Source organism: Chitinophaga niabensis, assembly GCF_900129465.1.
Taxonomy (GTDB): domain Bacteria; phylum Bacteroidota; class Bacteroidia; order Chitinophagales; family Chitinophagaceae; genus Chitinophaga; species Chitinophaga niabensis.
Window position 1 is genome coordinate 2688272 of the sequence record NZ_FSRA01000001.1, and the last position, 20427, is coordinate 2708698.

At 48.3% G+C, this 20427-nt stretch carries 15 protein-coding genes; 8 read left to right on the forward strand and 7 right to left on the reverse strand.

Features of this window, described 5'->3' with window-relative positions; genetic code table 11:
* Positions 1–4: 4 nt before the first annotated feature.
* The 5 genes from BUR42_RS10485 to BUR42_RS10505 all read right to left on the reverse strand — a co-directional run bounded on the left by BUR42_RS10485 (position 5) and on the right by BUR42_RS10505 (position 4027).
* The gene (locus BUR42_RS10485; RefSeq protein ID WP_074239183.1) at positions 5–1321 is read right to left on the reverse strand and encodes a serine hydrolase domain-containing protein; all 1317 of its coding nucleotides are present in this window, start codon (positions 1319–1321) and stop codon (positions 5–7) included.
* A gap of 95 nt (positions 1322–1416) precedes the next feature.
* Positions 1417–2184, reverse strand: coding sequence for an ABC transporter permease (locus tag BUR42_RS10490; RefSeq protein WP_074239184.1), 768 nt, complete (start codon positions 2182–2184; stop codon positions 1417–1419).
* Complete coding sequence (locus BUR42_RS10495) at positions 2172–2372, reverse strand: hypothetical protein (protein ID WP_074239185.1); 201 nt, start codon at positions 2370–2372, stop codon at positions 2172–2174. Before BUR42_RS10495 ends, BUR42_RS10490 begins: the two co-directional genes overlap by 13 nt.
* Positions 2373–2374: 2 nt before the next feature.
* Positions 2375–3139, reverse strand: a complete 765-nt coding sequence (locus BUR42_RS10500; protein ID WP_074239186.1) for an ABC transporter ATP-binding protein — start codon at positions 3137–3139, stop codon at positions 2375–2377.
* A gap of 12 nt (positions 3140–3151) precedes the next feature.
* A complete protein-coding gene (locus tag BUR42_RS10505; protein ID WP_074239187.1) occupies positions 3152–4027 on the reverse strand; it encodes a pentapeptide repeat-containing protein in 876 nt (291 codons plus the stop codon).
* A gap of 214 nt (positions 4028–4241) precedes the next feature.
* On the opposite strand from BUR42_RS10505, the gene BUR42_RS10510 reads away from it, so the two are divergent.
* Positions 4242–4748 (forward strand): VOC family protein, encoded by a 507-nt coding sequence (locus BUR42_RS10510; protein ID WP_074239188.1) that lies wholly within the window; start codon positions 4242–4244, stop codon positions 4746–4748.
* 69 nt (positions 4749–4817) lie between these two features.
* Here the strand turns inward: BUR42_RS10510 and BUR42_RS10515 are convergent, their stop codons facing one another.
* Positions 4818–5714, reverse strand: coding sequence for an alpha/beta hydrolase (locus BUR42_RS10515; RefSeq protein ID WP_074239189.1), 897 nt, complete (start codon positions 5712–5714; stop codon positions 4818–4820).
* Between the two features lie 51 nt (positions 5715–5765).
* A complete protein-coding gene (locus BUR42_RS10520) occupies positions 5766–6677 on the reverse strand; it encodes an AraC family transcriptional regulator (protein ID WP_074239190.1) in 912 nt (303 codons plus the stop codon).
* A 314-nt stretch (positions 6678–6991) separates the two neighbouring features.
* On the opposite strand from BUR42_RS10520, the gene BUR42_RS10525 reads away from it, so the two are divergent.
* The 7 genes from BUR42_RS10525 (at position 6992) to BUR42_RS10555 (ending at position 20421) form a co-directional block, all read left to right on the forward strand.
* A complete protein-coding gene (locus BUR42_RS10525) occupies positions 6992–7324 on the forward strand; it encodes a PadR family transcriptional regulator (protein ID WP_074239191.1) in 333 nt (110 codons plus the stop codon).
* A 1-nt stretch (position 7325) separates the two neighbouring features.
* Positions 7326–9950, forward strand: a complete 2625-nt coding sequence (locus BUR42_RS10530) for an ABC transporter permease (protein ID WP_234979649.1) — start codon at positions 7326–7328, stop codon at positions 9948–9950.
* Between the two features lie 361 nt (positions 9951–10311).
* Positions 10312–13548: a SusC/RagA family TonB-linked outer membrane protein gene (locus BUR42_RS10535; RefSeq protein ID WP_200798245.1), complete on the forward strand. Its 3237-nt coding sequence runs from the start codon at positions 10312–10314 to the stop codon at positions 13546–13548.
* Between the two features lie 3 nt (positions 13549–13551).
* Positions 13552–15327 (forward strand): RagB/SusD family nutrient uptake outer membrane protein, encoded by a 1776-nt coding sequence (locus tag BUR42_RS10540; protein WP_074239193.1) that lies wholly within the window; start codon positions 13552–13554, stop codon positions 15325–15327.
* A gap of 194 nt (positions 15328–15521) precedes the next feature.
* Positions 15522–16076: a sigma-70 family RNA polymerase sigma factor gene (locus BUR42_RS10545; protein ID WP_074239194.1), complete on the forward strand. Its 555-nt coding sequence runs from the start codon at positions 15522–15524 to the stop codon at positions 16074–16076.
* 72 nt (positions 16077–16148) lie between these two features.
* A complete protein-coding gene (locus tag BUR42_RS10550) occupies positions 16149–17183 on the forward strand; it encodes a FecR family protein (protein ID WP_074239195.1) in 1035 nt (344 codons plus the stop codon).
* An 85-nt stretch (positions 17184–17268) separates the two neighbouring features.
* Positions 17269–20421, forward strand: a complete 3153-nt coding sequence (locus BUR42_RS10555; protein ID WP_084185503.1) for a SusC/RagA family TonB-linked outer membrane protein — start codon at positions 17269–17271, stop codon at positions 20419–20421.
* The last annotated feature ends 6 nt before the right edge of the window (positions 20422–20427 follow it).

Sequence of the window (20427 nt, forward strand, 5' to 3'; positions counted from 1 at the left end):
AAGGTTACTTTTCTTTTGTGAAAACCCTCTGTCCACCGGCACGTTTAATGATCATCTGTTTTTTCGCAGCATCGAATTCAACAACAATTGCTCCCTGGATCTGAAATTTATCCTGTGCTATTGCTTCAAGTGGGGCAGCTTTGGATTCTCCGGGTGGTTGAATGAAAAGTATTGTGCCCTGCCTGCTGATCGTAAATTTCACAGGAGCATCGGGTGTTGTATAAATACCTGTGTATTGATCCAACACTTCCGCACTAACGGCGATAGCTTCAAAGCCGGGTATCTGAAATGGTTTATCGTAGTAGATATCTATCACCCCGCTTACAATATCGCGAACGGGAACAACCTTTGCGTTGGTAGTATAAGCCACTGCCAGTTTTTCCTCCGGCTGGTAAGCCAGCCACGCTCCATAGTTATCTGCTCCGCCTGTATGGCCGTAGAAGGTTTTACCGGCGAATGTGAAGGGTTCCATTCCCATACCCTCCCCTTCAATCATTGTTTTCATCTGATCAAGACTTTCCTTTGATACGATCTTTCCATCGAACAACGCCTGGATGAACTTGTTCAGATCATTCGGTGTTGAAACAATGGCTCCTGCGCTGAAGAGGATGCCTGGATGGGTTTCCGGCATCTGTTTCCATGCACTGTCAAAGTACATATAAGTAAGTGCTTCCTTTTTGTTCACATCAATATTTCCGGTGGCCATATAGGTATCCTTCAGCCCGATCTTCCCGGTAACCCTTTTCTCAAGGTTTTTCGCGTAGGACCGGCCGGTTACTTTTTCGAGGATGAGGCCTAACACCAGGTAGGCGGAATTGCTGTAGCCATGTTTTGTGCCCGGCTCAAAATCCGGCTTGCCATTAACGATCAATGTGAGCATCTCATCTTTCTTCATGGGAAGGGTGTTCACATTCTTCCCATGAACCTGTGCACGCCTTACGTTGGGGATACCGCTGCGATGACCGAGCATTTGCGCAATGGTGATCTTCCCGGCATTCGGGATCTGCGGGAAGAATTTAGCGAGCGTGTCTTCAGGCTTTAATTTCCCTTCTTCTATCAGCTGAAAGATCATGGCAGTAGTGAACATCTTTGTGATCGAACCAATGCGGAACCTGCTCTCCGCTGTTAACGGCTTCACATTGAGCTGGCTGTAGCCGATGCTGCGCGTGTAGAGCACCTTGCCGTCTTTGGCGATGCTGAGGTTCCCCATCGCTTTATTCTTTTCGGCCAGGCGGTCAAAATACTGGTCGAGCTTGGCTTTCTGAGGCAGTTGGGCAAAAGCCGCATTACTGAATACCAGAAGGAATAGGATCTTTTTCATGACACTAAAGTAGTTAAATCACTTTGAATTACAAAGCGCTTTAACAAAAAAAGCCTCACGCTCAGGTGAGGCATTGATTTGAGCACGATCATTCCCTATGCCCGCATTTTATACACCCTTCCCGCAAAAATGTAAGCAACCAGCATAATTCCAGCACACCATGCAAGAGCAATCCATATTTCGTTGCCCACCGGCTGGTTTAAGAGTAACGCGCGGATAGCTTCCACGATAGGGGTCACCGGCTGGTTTTCGGCAAAGGCGCGAACAGGTCCCGGCATGGAAGCTGTAGGTACAAACGCAGAGCTGATTATCGGCAGGAAGTGGATCGGATAGGCAATCACACCTGCACCATCCACCGATTTCGCAGATAATCCGGCAATCGCAGCTATCCACGTCAGGGCCAGTGTAAACAATGCGATGATCCCCGCTACGGCAAGCCATGATAATATCCCTGCCGGGGAACGGAAGCCCATAAGGAGCGCTACAAGAACAATTACCACAAGCGAAATAGCATTGGATACCAGCGAGGTTAGCACATGCCCCCACAGTGCGGCTGAATGCGCAATAGGCATTGAGTTGAAACGCTCGAATATGCCCCGTTGCTTATCCAGGAACAGGCGATAAGACACGTAACCTATGCTGTTCGCAACAGCAATCAATAGTATGCCGGGCAACACGTAATTCACATAATTATCAGTGCCGGATTGAATTGCTCCGCCAAATACATAGACGAACAACAGCATCATGGCAATGGGCATAATGGTAACCGTAATGATGGTATCCAGGCTGCGAAAGATGTGGCGCATGGAACGCCCGAGCATTACGCTCATGTCACTGAAAAAATAACTATTCATCGTTTCCATTTATTTCCTTTTTTATTAGTGATCATATCCAGGATCAGGATGGCGCCGCTGAATACATATACAAATAGCAGCATGCACACAAGGGGTATAATTATGATCAGGGTGTTCCTTCGGTGAAGTATATGGCGTATGGAACGCCCAAACATGAGGCCCATATCCCTGAAAAAATAGTTTTCTATCTTTTCCATTATCATTCCCCCTTTTTGCCAATGATTGTAAGGAAGATCTCCTCCAAAGTGGGCTGTTTTTCAATGTATTCAACTTTCGCAGGGGGGAAGAGCTTTTTCAGTTCGGCGAGTGTACCGTTCACGATGATCCTGCCATTATCAAGTATGGCAATCCTGTCAGCGAGTTGTTCGGCTTCTTCCAGGTACTGCGTGGTCAGCAATATTGTTCTGCCATTGCCGGCCATTTCTTTGATGATCTTCCAAACCTCAATACGTGCTTCGGGATCAAGTCCGGTGGTTGGCTCGTCGAGGAAAATCAGCGGTGCATCTCCCACAAGGCTCATAGCAATATCTAACCTGCGGCGCATACCCCCGGAATAAGCAGAAGCCCTGCGGTTGGCAGCGTCGGCCAAACCGAAGCGTTTCAGCAGATCATCGGCAACCTGATGCGGATCCCTGAGGTGCCGCAGCCTGGCTATCATGACCAGGTTTTCCCGCCCTGTCAGGATCTCATCCACAGCTGCAAACTGCCCCGTCAGGCTGATCGAAGCCCGCACGTTATCAGGCTTTGACGCAACATCAAACCCGTTGACCGTTGCGTTTCCGCTATCTTGCCTGAGCAGCGTACTGAGTATTTTAACAATGGTCGTCTTACCGGCACCATTGGCACCGAGCAGGGCAAAAATGCAGCCTTTCCTTACCTCAAGATCTACTCCCGTAAGCACAGGAATATTTTTATAGGACTTTTTTAATCCCTGCACCGAGATGGCAATTTCATGTGGTAACATATCTGTTCCTTTTTATGCTGTTAACAATGTGATGCCACTCAGATCTGCCTTCCCGCTTTTCAGGAATTCATAGGTCATCCGGTCTGCCTGGCAATCTATAAACTGGATCCCTTTCAGGCTCCTGCATTTAAAAAAAGTGTTGGTAAGCGTTGCATGCTGGAAGATCACCCTTTTGAAGGAGCAGTTTTCAAAGTAGCAGTTTTCTATTGCTCCTCCGAAAGTCATATCGCCGAGGTAGGTTTCCTTAAAGGAGGTCCGGTTCCACACGGCATTATCAAGTGTATTTTTGTCCATACCACCGGACCTGATCACCACCCCGGTAAGATCGGCGCCAGAAAGATCACAACCGGAGATGTGGCTTCCTGAAAACTCCGTTTCTTTCATAGAACAGTCCTTAAACAGGTTGTTGGCTAAGTGGGAGTGCTGAATATGGCTGCTGCTGAAATCGGAATTGGAAAAGTCACAACTGTTCACATTATTGCTTTTTAGCAGCAGGCCCGAGAGGTTTGAACCAATAAACCTGCAGCGCTGCATATTGGAAGAGCTGAATTTTTCATGCAGGTTCTTCAACCCTGAAAAGTCTGCATCCACCCAGTTTCCGCGGGACATATCCCAGTTAAGCTTTTTCTCCTCCTTTTCGGATGGTAATATATCCGGTTGTTTAACCGGGGCTTCTGACGGGAAGTTTTCTGAAAAATAGTTAAGATCTACCCCCAGTATTTCTGCAAGACTGTTAAAAGTAGTGATATCCGGCATTGACTCTCCCCGCTCCCACTTTCCGACTGCCTGCGAGCTGATAAATAAACGCTGAGCGAGCTGGGCTTGAGAAATATTTACTTTCTTTCGTGCTGCGGCAATTTTATCGCCGATCATCTTTGCATTTAACATACGTACAATGTTTTTTGATTTGACAGTACAAAGATATTGAGGTTCATGGCCAGAATCAGTAAAACAACCGCCACTCTTAGTTGTGGTTACGCTACTTCCCGTTGTTTTTCGACAACTAACGCTATACATGGTCGCAAAATGCCTTTATATTGACGTAAATACCCCTCGCCGGGCACATCCATCCTTTCTAACTTTGTTGAAACACTTATCTGATATGAGTAGTATTAATAACACCATAACAGCACTCGAATTCGCTCAGATCGGCTGGGTGGTTCCGGACATTCATGCCTCCGTAAAGTTCCTTTCAACTGCCCTGGGGATCAGCTTTCCCGAACCGGAACATATTCGGGCACAGGACCTGGATATGAGCTATCTGGGGAAAGTGGTGCCTGCGGAATGGCTGACCACGCAGACCTATAACGGGGGTACCTTCATTGAACTTATTCAGCCGCTTTCCGGCCAAAGCATGTTCCATGACTACCTTGCTAAGTTTCCCGCCGGCGGCACACAGCACCTGGCCTTTCGTTTACCGGTCAGCGGTTTCGATAAGGTGATCGGGGAGTTCCAGGAACAGGGTTATGCACTTATCAGCGAAGTGGACCACCCAATTGCAAGAATGAAGTTCTTCGATACCTATGCAACACTGGGCGTTGTTACCGAGATCATGGGTATTACACCGGAAGGATGGACCGCCATTAAACAAATGGAAAAGAGCCGCTAAGGGGTTTCGCAGCTATAAAGAGGCCTTCAGATCGTTTGATCTGAAGGCCTTCATGTTAATCATCCCTCTTTAAAACCCGTTTTCAGTCAGCCAGCTTCTGAACATCCTGAACCAATTGTCCTTACTGCCCGCATCGGTTAGGGCAAATCCATGCCCGCCCGATTGCAGTATATGCATTTCGGCCTTTACATTGGCTTTCAGCAGGGCATCAAAAAAGGAAAGCGTGTTCTTAACAGGGATCACATCATCATCTGCGGCATGTACCATAAAGGTGGGTGGCGTGGTAGCCGTTACATGTTTGTCCGTACTGTAGAGGTTTAATAATTCCGGGGAAGGCTGTTTGCCGATCAGGTTTTCACGGGTACGGGGAATGGCCGGGTCATAAATGATCACAGGATAGAGTAAAGCCATGAAGTCTGGCCGGAGGTTGCTCTTTTCTTCGTTGCTGATCACCACCCTGTTTTGTTGCGTTCCTTCCATCGATACCAGGTGGCCACCTGCCGAAAGGCCCATCATCCCTACTTTTTTTGGATCAATCCCCCACTCCGCTGCCCTTTTACGCACCAGCCTGATGGCTGCCTGTGCATCCTGCAAAGGCCCGATGGACCTGTTGATCATGATCGTATCATTGGGTAAACGGTATTTTACAATAAAAGCGGCAATGCCTTCTTTATTAAGCGCCTTCGCTATTTCTTCGCATGCCGCCAGCGACAGGAGGCGATAACCTCCTCCCGGAAAGATAAGTATAGCCGTACCGGTGGCAGTTTGTTCCTCAGGGAAAAAAGGAATGAGTGCCGGTTGTGTTATCCGGGTTATAAGCCCGTCGGCATCTGTTTGCTCCTGGTAATCTGCCGGCACCTGGCGGGCATTAGGTACATGGGTTTCGTAAAGTGGTATTGGTACCTGCTGAGCGGTAGCCTGTTGCAGGCAAATAATAAACAGCAGCATTGTGAACCTGATCATCATACACCAAAAGTACAGATGCCTATATACCGCGGCTATGCAAAAATGCTCAAATTATCCCGCTGTTCTGAAGCGGGTTGGCTGCACGCCATAGACCGATTTGAATGCCCTGCTGAAAGCTGCCGCATTTTCAAAGCCGCACATCCAGGCGATATCCTGCACCTGCTCGTCTGTATGTTGCAGTAAACCTGCGGCCTGTTGCAGCCTGATGCCGGTAAGGTACTGGTAGGGTGTAGTATGAAAAACAGATTTAAACTGCCTGACCAGTTGTGGAACGGACAGGCCGGCCTCGGTACCGATCCTGTTCAGATCAATGGTATCCCCATGAAAGGAATGCAGGAGATCTTTTGCTATACACAAACGTTTATATATTTCCTTCCTGGTGCTGGCTTTAACTGCCTTCACCCGGGTGGCACTCTTTGCATCCAGCTGATGTACGTTTACCAGGTAACGTAACATGAACACAAAATACTCGTCTGTCATGGTCTCGTTATATCCCTTGGTTTCAAGCAAGCGTATAAGACCGGATAATTGCCTGTTCATATCCGGTGTTATGTTACGCAGGGTCTGAAAAAATTCAGGCATATTGCCATTGCCCCCGCCGGGATGTTCCAGCACGTACTCTTCACTGTGCAGTGTATCGAACAACACGGATGAGGCTAAGGTGTTTTTAAAGAAGATGGATAAACACTGTACCTTCTCTTTACTGTCAATGCGGCAGGAATAGTGCTGATCATCATTTAAGACAAGGAATTGGCCCGGACGGACCACTAATTGCCGGCCATCAATACCGTAAATTTCCTCCCCGCTTAATATTGTTTTAATGGAAAGACAGCCTACATGGTCGTCACAATAACTTTCCCTGCTCTCTGCATTGAAGATAATATTGTGCTTTCTGAATTTACTAAAATGCAGTGCTTCATCAAAGCCAGGTTTAGAATGATCGGGTAAACTGGTAAAATACATGATGATCTAAAGTTACAGGAAATTGAGCATTTTGGCACAGCGCTACTACCCCGCCATGGGTATTTTACGCATATGAAGCTCCTGGTCATTTTAATTTCGGTAACCTGCCTGCAAATAACTCCTGTCAAAATAAAAGCCCCTGAGCATGTGGCCAGGCCGGCAGCAATGAAAAATGCCGGCCAAAGGAACATTAAAAAGCTTTGTGATGCCGCAGCACTAATTGCAGGTTGATCAGAACAGGCTTTTTTATCAAGCAATATTTAATTATTCGCCTTTTGCATATATTACATACATTTACGTAATTAATATCAAAGATGAAAGGTACAAACCTCGGAGAATTCGAAGAGTTGGTGCTACTCACCGTTGCAGCATTGACAAATGAAGCATACAGCGTAGCTATATGTGACGAACTTTCGAACCATACCGGCCGCTCGGTGAAACTCGGCGTAGTGCACGCAGTACTCAACCGTCTTGAAGAGAAGGGACTGTTGAAAAGCGAGCTGGGGGAAGCAACGAATGCCCGTGGCGGCAAACGCAAAAGGTTCTATGAACTCACTATGCAGGGAAAAACAGCATTGATCAACGCCAAATCCATGCGCGATCAGCTGTGGGCCAGGATACCATCGCTTGCCTGGAAAAACATGTAGCATGAAAGAACACCATCCGCCCGCCTGGGCGCAGCGATTTGTTGAATGGTATTGTAAACCCGGGCTCGTAGAGGACCTTACAGGAGACCTCAACGAATGCTTCGGGCGAAATGTACAATCCCTCGGGCCACGCCGTGCAAAGCTGATCTACATCATTGATGCCTTCAAGTTCTTCCGAAGTTATACCGTACGAAGCTCAATATTTACGAACCTTTTTATGAACCGTATCATGATCGGAAGCTACGTCAAAACATCAGGGCGCAACATCATGCGCAACAAGCTGTTCTCCTTCATCAATATCCTTGGCCTTGCCATCAGCATGTCCGTTGGCTTACTGCTGATAGCGTTTGTACTCGACCTGCGTTCGTACGACAGGTTCCATAAAAATGGCGAAAGGATCTATCGCATTACCAATGTATTGACCTCCAATAATGAAGACAACGGCAAGTTTGCCACCACATCCGCAAAAACGGGAAAGCTCATCCGCGAGAAAGTAAGCGGCATAGAAGAAGTGACTACTATGCGCAACAACTTTTCGGGTGATGCCAGGGTGGGCGACAATGTTCTTCCTATCCGGGGTTTCTGGGCCGAGTCCTCGCTGTTCAGGACCTTTACATTTCCGATGGTGGAAGGCAACCCCGCAACGGCGCTGAAAGATCCTTATTCAGTTGTGCTCACGGAAACGGCAGCAAGGAAATTGTTCGGCAACCAGGCTGCATTCGGCAAGGCCATCCAGGTGGATACACTCATTTACCAGGTGACCGGGATCATGAAGGACGTTCCCTTCTTTTCCCATATCAGTTTCGAAGCGCTGGTATCCTTATCCACCGTTGAACAAAACAATAAAGGGGAATGGACGGACATGTGGTCCAACTCCGTGTATCTCCTCCCCGCTGAAAATGCGGACATGGCTGCCATCCGGTCCCAGCTCCACGCAATTGCAAAGGAAGAAAACCTCGCCGGAGAAAATTCAAAGATCCAGCTCGAGCTCCTCCCTTTATATAACATTGTGGTGGGAGAAAGCCTCCGTCAATCTGAGGGTGGCCCTGGCTATACGGGCCCTCACATGTCTCCTGTTGTACTTTGGATCCTTGGCGGGCTGGCATTGGTTGTAATATTGTCTGCCTGCTTCAACTATACCAATCTTTCCATAGCACGCGCTATGCGCCGCATTAAGGAAATAGGCCTTCGCAAAGCTATCGGCGCCGGAAAGGGCCAGGTACGCCTGCAGTTCCTGGCAGAGGCGGTTATGATCTCCCTGGCAGCCCTTCTTCTTTCATTCCTCCTGTTCCTCGTATTGCGGCCACTGCTGATCAATATGGCGCCGGAAATGCAGCGCACCGTAAAGCTCGATCTAACGCCATCCATGGTTGCGACCTTCATCGTTTTTTCTGTTACCGTAGGTGTTATGGCCGGTTTCATGCCCGCTGTGTTCTTTTCAAAGATAAGCCCCATCAATGCGTTCGGAAATGTTGCGTCGATGAAAATGTTCAAACACCTCACGCTCAGGCGCGCACTGGTGGTGATCCAATACACGGTTACACTGATCTTTATTACAACAACCGCCATTGGTTATGTACAGTATAAGAACATCCTGGCTTTTGACCTGGGATTCAGTACAGCAAACATCCTGAACATTAATATGCAGGATAATAAACCGGACGCCTTCCTCAAGGAACTTGGTGAGATGCCGGAAGTAACCGCACTCTCCCGCTCGCTGATCACCACGGGCGTTGGGAACGCCTGGGGCGGCAATATGAAATACAAAGATTCGCGGGATTCTGTTCTGGTTATGACCAATCACGTTGACGAAAACTATTTGCCGCTGCATGACTATAAACTCGTTGCCGGCGGAAACTTTATTGCCCGCCCCGCCACCGCCCAGGCCACCGGCGAGGTGATCGTGAACCAGCAGGTTTTAAAAAGGTTCAACATTGGCGCCGGCAACCCCGGGAAAGCAATCGGGGAGCAGATCTCATTGAATGGACGAAAATTGACCATTGTTGGCGTAATACAGGACTTTCATTATGGGAAGGTGGAAAACCTCATCGGACCGGTAGCATTCACTTTCTGGACACCGGAAGACAGGGCTATTATCAGCGCTAAAATACAAAGCGCGGACATGCCGGCCACCGTAGCTAAGATCGAATCCGCATGGAAGAAGATCGATCGCGTGCATCCGTTTATGGCTGAATTCTATGACGAAGAAATAGCAGATGCATACAGCGAATTTTCTACCATGATCAAGATCATTGGCTTCCTTTCGTTCCTGGCCATTTCCATCGCATCCATGGGATTGTTTGGAATGGTGGTATTCACCACCGAAACAAGATTAAAGGAGATCGGCATCCGGAAGGTGATGGGGGCCGGCATCGGCAACCTTATATACTTGCTGAGCCGCAGTTTTCTTTTCCTCCTGTCAATATCCGCAATTATTGCACTGCCGGCAACTTACCTCTTCTTCAGGATCTTTGTACTTCCCCATTACCCTTATCATACACCCGTGCAGATCACTGAGCTGTTCGCTGGTTTACTGGCGGTACTGCTGATCGCGTTCATGATGATCGGTTCGCAGACGTTGAAGGCGGCGAGGAGTAACCCGGTGGCGGTGCTGAAAAGCGAATAACACTACTAATCAAACATAAAAGAAAGGAGATGGTATTTTCACACCATCTCCTTTCTTGCATCTGCATATAAGAAGTAGTACATTAGTAACAGGAACCCTTCAGACTCCAAATTTTGTGCATTATTCATTTTTAACCCGGTAGATTATGAATATGTTAATTGCATTCCACGTGCGTAAACTTCCGATTGAATTTTTCCAATTTTACCCCGTTAAAATCGAGTGAAATACATCGGATAGCCCAACTATCTATCGCTTTTATTCTATTCGTTTATTTCTACCATCGTCTAAATCAAATCTTATGCATTTCTTAAAGAAAAGGCTTAATCTGATGTGGTGCGCCCATCAGAGAACATGGGCATGCATGGCATTGCTCCTTTTGGGAAGCCCGGCAAGCCGGGCAACCACTGCTTCTTTAGCACCTCATTCGCATACCGTTGTATCGCAGGCCGACCGGCGTATTACAGGCAGGGTGACCAGCGATGCCGGAGAGGGTTTACCCGGGGTGAGCGTTATGATCAAAGGCACCACTACCGGTACGGTCACTGATGCCGAGGGTAATTATGCTATCAATATACCAAATGAAAATACCATCCTGGTGTTTTCGTATATCGGTTTCCTTAGCCAGGAGCTGAAACCCGGGCAAAGCGGCACACTCCATGTGCAACTCGTGCCTGATTCAAAATCGCTCGACGCTGTAGTGGTAGTGGGTTATGGTACACAAAAGAAAGTGAACCTCACCGGAGCTGTAGACCAGGTGAACCCGGCTGCACTTCGGAACCGCCCCGTACCCAACCTGGCCCAGGGCCTTGTTGGAGTGGTACCGAACCTGAACCTGAGGATGCTGGACGGAAAACCTACGCAATCCCCTTCATTTAACATCCGCGGAACTACTTCCATCGGGCAGGGCGGTAGTGCATTGGTGCTGATCGATGGTGTGGAAGGTGATCCCCGCATGCTCAACCCCAACGATGTGGAAAGCATCTCCGTTTTGAAAGATGCTGCATCTGCTTCTATTTATGGAGCGCGTGCCGCATTTGGTGTAGTGCTTATTACCACTAAGATGCCCGTGGCAGGAAAAACAAGCCTTTCCTATTCCGCAAACTATGCTATCAAATCGCCTACTACCATACCGGACAATATCACCGATTCCTATCCATGGGCAAAAGCATTCAGCGATGCATGGTCCAGGTGGAACGACAACGGTAGCACGCCTACGGCGATCAATAAAACCATCAGCTTCTCTCCCACTTACCTCGCGGAAATAAAGAGAAGATATGAAGACCCTTCTTTGCCGAGAATAGAAGTGACGCCCGGTACCAATGAATACCAATACTATTACAGCACCGACTGGTACAATGAATTATATAAGAAAAATTTTGGCGCGCAGGAACATAACCTGTCCCTTTCCGGGGGAAGCGACAAAGCTACTTTTTACCTGAGCGGTAGGTACAACGGCCAGGATGGTTTGTTCCGCTACAATAGCGACAACTATAAGATGTACAACCTGCGTGCAAAAGGCAGCATGCATTTAACGCCCTGGCTGCTGATCGACAACAACATGGAGTTTTCCACGCAGAAGTATCACCAGCCGCTGAACGTTGGTGAAGGTAGCGGTGTATACAGGAATATTGCAGATGAAGGCCACCCATTAGCTCCCTTATTGAATCCGGACGGTACGCTGTCATTTTCAGCAGCCTATACGGTGGGTGATTATTACATAGGCCGGAACGCTGTTGATGCCACACAACGTTTCCTTAAGAACAGGGTTGGCGCCAGGGCACACTTCCTGGACGACAAGCTGAACATCCGCGCGGACTTTACTTTCCAGAGCACGGATGTAGCCTCCCAGCAGAACCGCGTACAGGTGCCCTACAGCCGTTATAAAGGTGTGATAGGTTATACCGGTACCAATACCAACGATCTGCAGGAGCGGAAAAGAACCACCAATTATCTCGCCACCAACTTTTATGCAGATTACAAACACCAGTTCAGCGGTGGCCATAACTTCACTTTCCTGGCTGGCTTCAACTACGAACAATCTGTTTACAGCAATTTAACAGCACAGCGTAACGGTGTTGTGTATGGTGCTGCAGACGATATCAGCCTGGCGCTTGGCCAGAGCATCACTACCACCGGCGGTTACCAGAAATGGGCCATCGCAGGCGGCTTCTACCGCATTAACTATAACTTCCGCGAACGTTACCTGCTGGAAGTGAACGGACGTTATGATGGTTCTTCCAAGTTCCCTACCGATCAGCAATGGGCATTCTTCCCTTCTGTATCTGCCGGCTGGAGAGTGTCTGAAGAACCATTCTGGACTGTGAGTCCAAAAGTATTGTCGAATATTAAACTACGTGCCTCATATGGTTCGCTGGGTAACGGGAACATCAGCCCTTACACCTTTTACGAAAAATTCTCCATCTCGCAGTCCGGCCGCATCATCAATGGCGTCCGGCCACAGGCTACCCGTCAACCGGTAGTGTTACCGGATGGGCTCACATGGGAAACTTCCACCACTGGTAACCTGGGCCTCGATTTCTCCGCCCTCAATAACCGCCTGACATTTACAGGTGATTTTTACAGGCGTTGGACCAAAGACATGTTTACCGTTGGGCCCAATGTACCGGAAGTATTCGGTACCACGCAGCCGTTTGGTAACTATGCGGACCTTGAAACTACCGGCTGGGAGTTGTCTGTTAGCTGGGACGACAAGTTTGACATGGCATCGAAACCCTTTACTTATGGCGTAAGGGTTGCCTTAGCCGATTCATGGTCAGACATTACCAAATACAACAACCCGGATAAAAACCTGACCGACTATTATGAAGGTCAGCGCGTGGGTGAGATCTGGGGATACCGTGTAGAAGGACTGTTCAGATCTGCTGACGATATTGCCAAATCACCCTCACAGGCAAATGTGCCCAGCACCAATACCCGCAAGAACTATGTAGGCGATCTCAAGTTCAGGAACCTGGATGGCGACAATACGATCTACCAGGGCCTGAACCGCGTAGGGAACTCCGGTGATAAAACCATTATCGGTAACTCCGAACCGCGTTATACATATGGGCTGAGCCTTTATGGCGACTGGAACGGGATCTTCATTTCCACTTTCTTCCAGGGAGTGATGAAACAGGATTGGTACCCTTCAGCAGAAGCCCGTTTCTGGGGAATGTATAACCGCCCTTATAACGCCTACCCACGCTGGCAGGAAAACAATATGTTCCGCGAAGAGCTGGGAAATTTCGATGCCTACCTGCCCCGCCTTGTTGGCTATATAGCCCAGGGAACCGGCCGTGCATTACAAGTGGCCAATGACCGTTATCTGCAGAATGCAGCCTATATCAGGCTGAGGAATATACAGATCGGTTATACGCTCCCGCAACGCCTCGTATCTAAGATCCATGCCCGCGACCTGAAGGTGTATGTGTCCGGCGAAAACCTCTGGACATGGTCGCCCATGTACAAATGGACACGCGATACAGACGTGACCAATATCTACGGCTCTGACCGTGATCTGAGCGGTGGCACCAGCGGCGATGGTTATAACTATCCCATGCTGAAAGCGGTATCAATTGGTTTGACCCTTAATTTTTAAATCATGACGACAGGAAAAATATTCAACTATACACTCACGCTGCTGTTGCTGTTATCAGCCAGCTCCTGTGACCTGAATGAAGTGCCGGTAGACACTGCCACCAATGAAGCGGTGTTCGGTTCTGAAAGCGGCCTGGAATTATATTCCAACTCGTTCTATGACCTGCTCCCCAATACGGATGTAGGCGTATTCCAGGATGACGATAATTCAGACCTCGTAGCCCGGAACGGCGTAGACAACTACCTGGCACCAAACGCCCTTTCTCCTATCACCAGCTCCGGCTGGTCCTGGACGGACCTGCGCAACATCAATTACTTCATTGAAAACGCAGAAAAGAGTAAAGTATCCACCAAAGGGCATTTCCTTGGCGTAGCACGCTTTTTCCGCGCCCTGTTCTACTACGAGAAAGTAAAAAGGTTCGGCGATGTACCCTGGATCGATAAACCGATAGACATCACCGACACGGCAAAGCTGAAAGCGCCACGCGATAACAGGTTTGATGTGATGGACAAAGTGCTGGCAGACCTCAACTATGCGATAGAAAACATCACGCTGACTGCCGACCCAAGCTGCACACGCATCACCAAAAATGTGGCCCGCGCTTACAAAACACGCATCTGCCTGTTCGAAGCATCGTTGCGTAAATATCATACGAGCTATAACAAGCAAGCCACTGCCGATGCCTGGTTTGAGGAAGTAGTGAAAGAAGCAAACGCTATCACTGGTTTTACATTGCACGCAGGCGCTACACCGGACAGGGGATACCGCGAGCTGTTCATTGCGAAATCTGCATTCGCAGACGAGACGATCCTTTCCGTAGCACTGAGCAGCAGTCTCCAGGTATTCAGCTCGGCAAACCGCCGGTTCATCAGCCCAACGTATGGTAACCGCCCCAGCCTTACACGCCGTTTTATCAATACTTACCTCAACCTGGATGGTACCCCCTTCACCAGCAATGCAGGATATGCCACAACACCTTTCGTGGATGAAGTGAAAAATCGTGATCTCCGCCTCAAACAAACGATCCGCCTGGGAGATTACCGTAGAACAGAAAACGGTTCGCCTGTTGTTGCGCCACCGAATTTCAGCCAGACCTATACCGGTTATCAGCCTATCAAATGGTGCTATGACGAACGTTTCCCCTTCGACGATGAAAGCCGTAACGACAATGCACATATTGTTATGCGCTGGGCAGAAGTGTTGCTCAACAAAGCAGAAGCACTCGCTGAGCTGAACAGGATGACAGCTGCGGACTGGGCTGCCACCATCGGTGCGCTGCGCAAAAGAGCGGGCATTACTGGTGTTACACTTACAACAGTGCCTGCAGTTCCGGATCCTTACATGGTTACGTTCTTCGCCAACAAGTTCACCAATCCCGTATTGCTGGAAGTACTTCGTGAAAGAGGTGTGGAACTGATCTTCGAGGGCCTTCGTCCGGATGATCTGAGGCGCTGGAAGCTGGGTGAATTGTTCCAGAGTGCCCCTATGAATGGAATGTATGTTCCTGCATTGGGCGAATATGATCTGAATGGAGATGGTACCAAGGATGTATATTTCTACCAGGGTACCAAACCACCTTCCACCACACCCGGTATTGCATTTGTGGATGTAAGCCCTTCCACTGCTGTGGGACGTTTACAACTCTCTAATGGTACATCAGGTGAAGTGATGTGGAATCCCGGGCAGCGTCAATGGATTGATGCCAAATATTTGTATCCGATCCCGCAGGCTGTGCGGGACAGGAATCCGGCCCTGGGGCAGAATCCGGGTTGGCAATAGATGATCACACACTATAAAAAAGAGCGCTGCTGTTAATAGCAGCGCTCTTTTTTTATTTCAGACTAACAGCCGGTTTTTGAATGAGCTTTCAAAATCGCTGCGTATGGTTTTATGATCTGCCATATGGAAGACTTGCAAAATATAAAAATAACCCAAGGGAATTTTTCTAAATTGCTGTAGCAAAACACCATGTTGTGAATACTATAGCTGCTTTGAAACAAGGTAACCTTTTGGTATTTAATGAATTATACTATTCCTGGCACCAAAGGATCTACTATTTCATTCTTCGGAAAACAAAGTCTTCTTTCATCGCAGAGGAGGTGACACAACTTACCTTCATCAAGTTCTGGAACTACCGGGAAAGCCTGTCAGACAATCTTGATGCACATCTGCAGCTCTTCCGGATTGCCCGTACCACCCTGATCGATTTCCTCCGTAAGGAAACCGTATATAAAGAAAAGGTGATCCACATCATAGACCGGTACACGCTGCCATCAGAAGAACTCTGGGGCAAACTGGCCGAAAAGGAGTTACAGCACAAACTCGCCCATGCCCTGGAAGAAATGCCCCCCATGCGCCGTAAGGTGTTTGAAATGAGCCGCTTTAAAGGTATGAGCCACCAACAGATCGCGCAGGAGCTTTCCCTATCGTCCAGAACAGTAGAAGCACATATTTTCCAGGCCATTAAGCAGATCAAACATTATTTCGGCCTGCTCCTGCCCCTCCTGGCCTGGCTTTTCCCGTTCTGAAAATATTTTTTTGCCCGGACTAAGTAGTCTGCCCCTCACAAACGTATTACTTATCTATCAGCCGTACACAACATGATAAATGATGAATTACTGACACGGTTCTTTAATGATCAATGCACTCCTGAAGAAGCCCGTGAGGTAGCCACGTACCTGCAGGAACACCCGGAGGTGCTGGAGAAATATTTGCCGGAAGAAGAATTTTTGCAATTACGGGAGAACAACGATCTTCCAGAAACTGTTTCCCAACAGTGGCTGAAAAATATTCATCAGCAAACAGTATTGGCCAATAGCCGTACCAAATGGGCTAAACGGCTGGCCATCGCCGCAGTAACAACCGGCGTGCTGGTTGCAGGCGCGCTGCTGCTGGTAAACCGCAATGATAAAAAAGCAGTAAACATTACCGGCGAAACAGCAGTCACCATTCCGGCCGAACAACAGGAACGGCAGGAAAATACCGGCAGCAAAGCCATGACCGTTGCATTACCGGACGGTTCCGTAGTACAGCTGCAACCAACAGCCAGCATAGTATATAATAAACAGTTCAGAGAAAACAGGACCATATACCTGACAGGAGAAGCAGATTTTACAGTAGCAGCCGATCAACTACATCCCTTCGTTGTGTATAGCAGCGAACTATCCACCACCGTTCTGGGTACCTTTTTTCATGTGAAGGCTATTCCCGGGGAAGACATGATCACCGTTCGGCTAAACACCGGTAAAGTATTGGTACAGGGCGTCACTGATAAAAAGACAGTGCTCACTCCCGGCAAGGAGCTTCGTTATTACCGCAAAACCGGGAAAACCGTTGTAGCCAACTTCAATACCACGGGCACGGACATACTGGTAAAAGCAGGAAACAATGGAGACAGCCATGCCAAGCCCGACTGGTATAAGTTTAACAATCAACCAATGGCACAGGTACTCGATCAGCTGAGTAACTATTACGGCGTAGCCATCTATTATTATCCATCAGATGTGACGGAGATCTATTTTGATGGCAAATTTGAAAAGACAGATTCACTGGAGAAGATCCTGACCGACTTAACACTTCCCAATAATCTGAAGCTCATCCGAAACGACAGCGGATTTATTATTAAAAAGAAATAATTCAAGACTATATCGCTCTATTCCTAAAAAGGCGCAAAGACGCCAGGGGCTTACTATGCCCCGCATTATAAAATAAATTTCAGTTATGAAGATGTTCTATCGACCAAATTGGCTCCTGCTGCTATGCACATTGCTATCAGGTGTTTCCATGTTCACACAGGCACAAGTCCGCATGCAGGTAACCGGCACCGTCCGTACAGATGAGGGGGAGCTCCTGCCCAATGCCTCCGTTGTGGCGCTGAATGAAAAAACAAAATATTCTGCCGGTGTTATTACAGACAGCAACGGCGTATTCCGTTTTTCCGGGTTACCACAGGATGGCAAATATTTACTCAGTGTTTCTTACATGGGCTTTGAAACACAACAGTTCAGCAATGTTCAGCTTAAACCGGGCGCCACATTAACGTACTCTGTACGCCTCGTGAAAACGGTATCTGCCCTGAACGACATTGTGGTGATCGGTTACGGCACTGCCCGGAAAAAAGATGTAGTCGGCGCTTTCAATGTGATATCGGTGAAAGAAGCCGGTGCAGTAAATGCCACCAATCCTTCTCAATTGCTCATCGGTAAAGCTGCCGGTGTACAGGTGCTGCAAAGCAGCGGCGCAGCAGGTGCAGATGCACAGATCATCATCCGCGGTACCGGTAGCTTTACTGACATCAATCCGCTGTATGTGATAGATGGTATCCAGGGCACCAAAAACCTTTTTAATACCATCAATCCCCAGGATATAGAAAGCATAACGGTTCTCAAGGATGCTTCTTCCACTGCTATCTACGGCTCCGCCGCCGCCAATGGTGTGGTGATCATCACCACCAAAAAAGGAAAGGCCGGCCCGCCCCGTGTTAGCTTTACTTCACAATGGGGCATAGCTAAAGCCTGGAAGCAACTGGACCTGCTGAATGCAGCGCAGTATGTGGATGCGTTGAAAGACCTGGCCGCCACCAAAAATGCCGTGCTGCCCGCCAAATTTAATACCCCCGCCGTATTAAAGGACAGCACTGACTGGCAGGATGCTATTTTCCGCAATGCCCTTGTATCTGAAAACGATCTGAACATCAGCGGCGGTGGTGAAAAAGTGAACTACTCCATCTCTGCCACCTATATCAATCAACAGGCCATCTTAACCGATGCTACCAACAAAAGGTTCCAGGCGCGTGTGGGCCTTGAAGAAACCCTGGGCCGCTTCCGGTTTACGCAAAACCTGATATTCAGGCAGTATGTGGGCAATGGTAACTATGCCAATATCATCAATGCTATTCAGTACGCACCCTATAAACCAGTTTTGGATCCGTCTATACAGGGAGGATATTCAATCCTCTCCAACATAGACGACTATAGCAATGCCAGCAATCCCCTGCAGGATATTGCCATGAGGAGCCAAACAAGCAAATCGCTGGCCTTTTTCCCACAGCTGTCTGCTGAAGTGCGGATCATAGATGGACTGAAATTCCGTTCACAGTTTGCCGCAGAAGTGAATTCCAGCCGGAGCAACAGTTACCAGAAACAATACCAGTCCTCCAACTTCCTGAACCAGGCCCGCCAATCCACGCTCGTTTTTTCGGAGAACGCTTATTACATGCTGGAAAACTATTTGTCTTACGACAAAGTATTGGGCAATCACCAGTTCTCTTTGATCGCAGGGCAAAGCTATATAGATCCCGGGCAAACCAACGGTTCCGGCATCAGGGGTACCGGTCAGCCGAACGATAATATTACCAATGTTACGGTAGCTTCTTCCCAGGCTGTTACCAGCGGTTATTCCAACTATGCCCGTCCTTCCCTGATCTCTTATTATGGCCGGCTCAACTATACCTTTGATGATAAATACATCCTGTCTGCCAGCTATCGCAGGGATGGTGCTTCCAACTTCGGCGCTAATAACCGCTTTGGTAATTTTGCCGCAGGAGGTTTATCATGGCGCTTTTCAGAAGAAGGGTTTATCAAAAAAGCACTCCCTGTACTGAGCGATGGAAAGCTGAGTGTAAGCTGGGGGCAAACCGGTAACAACAATATTCCCAACTTCCTGAACACCGCCAGAACATACCAGGGTACACCTGCAGGCGCACTCGTATATTCCTTTGGCAGCACGGAAACATTTGTATCCGGTACTACGATCACTACTGTAAGCAATCCTGATCTGAAATGGGAGAAGACCAACCAGACAGATATAGGCATCGACCTGGTATTTCTAAATAACCGCCTCACGGTAGAAGCCGATTGGTATGACCGTAAAAGTACCGGGCTGCTGGTTACCACCATGCTGCCCGCCAGTATTGGTGTGAGCCCCACCGGCGCGCAACCAAGGAAAACGGTCAATGCTGCAGATGCACGAAATAAAGGCTTTGAACTCACCATTGGTTATAAGGATAAGATCAACAATAATTTCAGCTTTAACGTAAGTGTAAACGGATCTGTCAACCACAACGAAGTACTGTCTTTAGGAGACCAGTTTTCCGCGCCTATACAGGCAGGTGCCTTCACCCCTGTGCCGGCTACTACCTATACTGCTGCCGGTTATGCTATTGGTTCCTTTTATGGCTATCGCTTAGATCATGTAGCTAAAGATGCAGCAGAAGTAGCAGCGCTTGATGAGGCAGCCGCAAAGAAAACAGGCAGGCCTAATGCTAAATACCAGGATGGACTATTACCGGGAGACTTTATCTATAAAGACATTGACGGTGATGGTGTAGTAACTGCAAAGGACCAGGAAATATTAGGCAATGCTATTCCAAAATATATCTATGGCATCAATGCCGGTATAACATATAAGAACTTTGACCTCAACCTGGTGTTATCCGGTATCAGCGGATTGAAACTCCTCAACGGCTTAAAATTAAATACCAGTGCTATGGCCACCGGTCATAATGCATCTACCGAGCTCCTTAACAGGTGGCGCAAACCCGGTGATGTAGCGGCTTTACCCAGGCTGGGCCAGAATACCACCGGCAACGGTAACCTCCGCCCATCAGATTGGTGGCTGGAAGATGGCAGTTACCTGCGTTTGAGGAACATTACCATTGGCTACAGCGCTCCCTCAACCATGTTAAGCAATATCACCAAAGGCACTGTTAAATCACTCCGCATTTATGTGGCTGCGCAAAACCTGGTCACCCTCACTAATTATACCGGGTACGATCCGGAAGTAGTAGGTGACTACATTTTTGCGCGTGGTATTGACCTGGGCCAGGTGCCGCAGCCAAGAACACTCCTGGCAGGTATTCAATTAGGGTTTTAATTGTTA

Bases quoted from the DNA above. Each gene is read 5' to 3' on its own strand.
- BUR42_RS10490 (WP_074239184.1), bottom strand. From the start codon at position 2,184: ATGGAAACGATGAATAGTTATTTTTTCAGTGACATGAGCGTAATGCTC.
- BUR42_RS10510 (WP_074239188.1), top strand. From the start codon at position 4,242: ATGAGTAGTATTAATAACACCATAACAGCACTCGAATTCGCTCAGATC.
- BUR42_RS10520 (WP_074239190.1), bottom strand. From the start codon at position 6,677: ATGTATTTTACCAGTTTACCCGATCATTCTAAACCTGGCTTTGATGAA.
- BUR42_RS10525 (WP_074239191.1), top strand. From the start codon at position 6,992: ATGAAAGGTACAAACCTCGGAGAATTCGAAGAGTTGGTGCTACTCACC.
- BUR42_RS10530 (WP_234979649.1), top strand. From the start codon at position 7,326: ATGAAAGAACACCATCCGCCCGCCTGGGCGCAGCGATTTGTTGAATGG.
- BUR42_RS10515 (WP_074239189.1), bottom strand. From the start codon at position 5,714: ATGATGATCAGGTTCACAATGCTGCTGTTTATTATTTGCCTGCAACAG.
- BUR42_RS10540 (WP_074239193.1), top strand. From the start codon at position 13,552: ATGACGACAGGAAAAATATTCAACTATACACTCACGCTGCTGTTGCTG.
- BUR42_RS10535 (WP_200798245.1), top strand. From the start codon at position 10,312: ATGGCATTGCTCCTTTTGGGAAGCCCGGCAAGCCGGGCAACCACTGCT.
- BUR42_RS10555 (WP_084185503.1), top strand. From the start codon at position 17,269: ATGAAGATGTTCTATCGACCAAATTGGCTCCTGCTGCTATGCACATTG.
- BUR42_RS10485 (WP_074239183.1), bottom strand. From the start codon at position 1,321: ATGAAAAAGATCCTATTCCTTCTGGTATTCAGTAATGCGGCTTTTGCC.
- BUR42_RS10550 (WP_074239195.1), top strand. From the start codon at position 16,149: ATGATAAATGATGAATTACTGACACGGTTCTTTAATGATCAATGCACT.
- BUR42_RS10500 (WP_074239186.1), bottom strand. From the start codon at position 3,139: ATGTTACCACATGAAATTGCCATCTCGGTGCAGGGATTAAAAAAGTCC.
- BUR42_RS10495 (WP_074239185.1), bottom strand. From the start codon at position 2,372: ATGGAAAAGATAGAAAACTATTTTTTCAGGGATATGGGCCTCATGTTT.
- BUR42_RS10505 (WP_074239187.1), bottom strand. From the start codon at position 4,027: ATGTTAAATGCAAAGATGATCGGCGATAAAATTGCCGCAGCACGAAAG.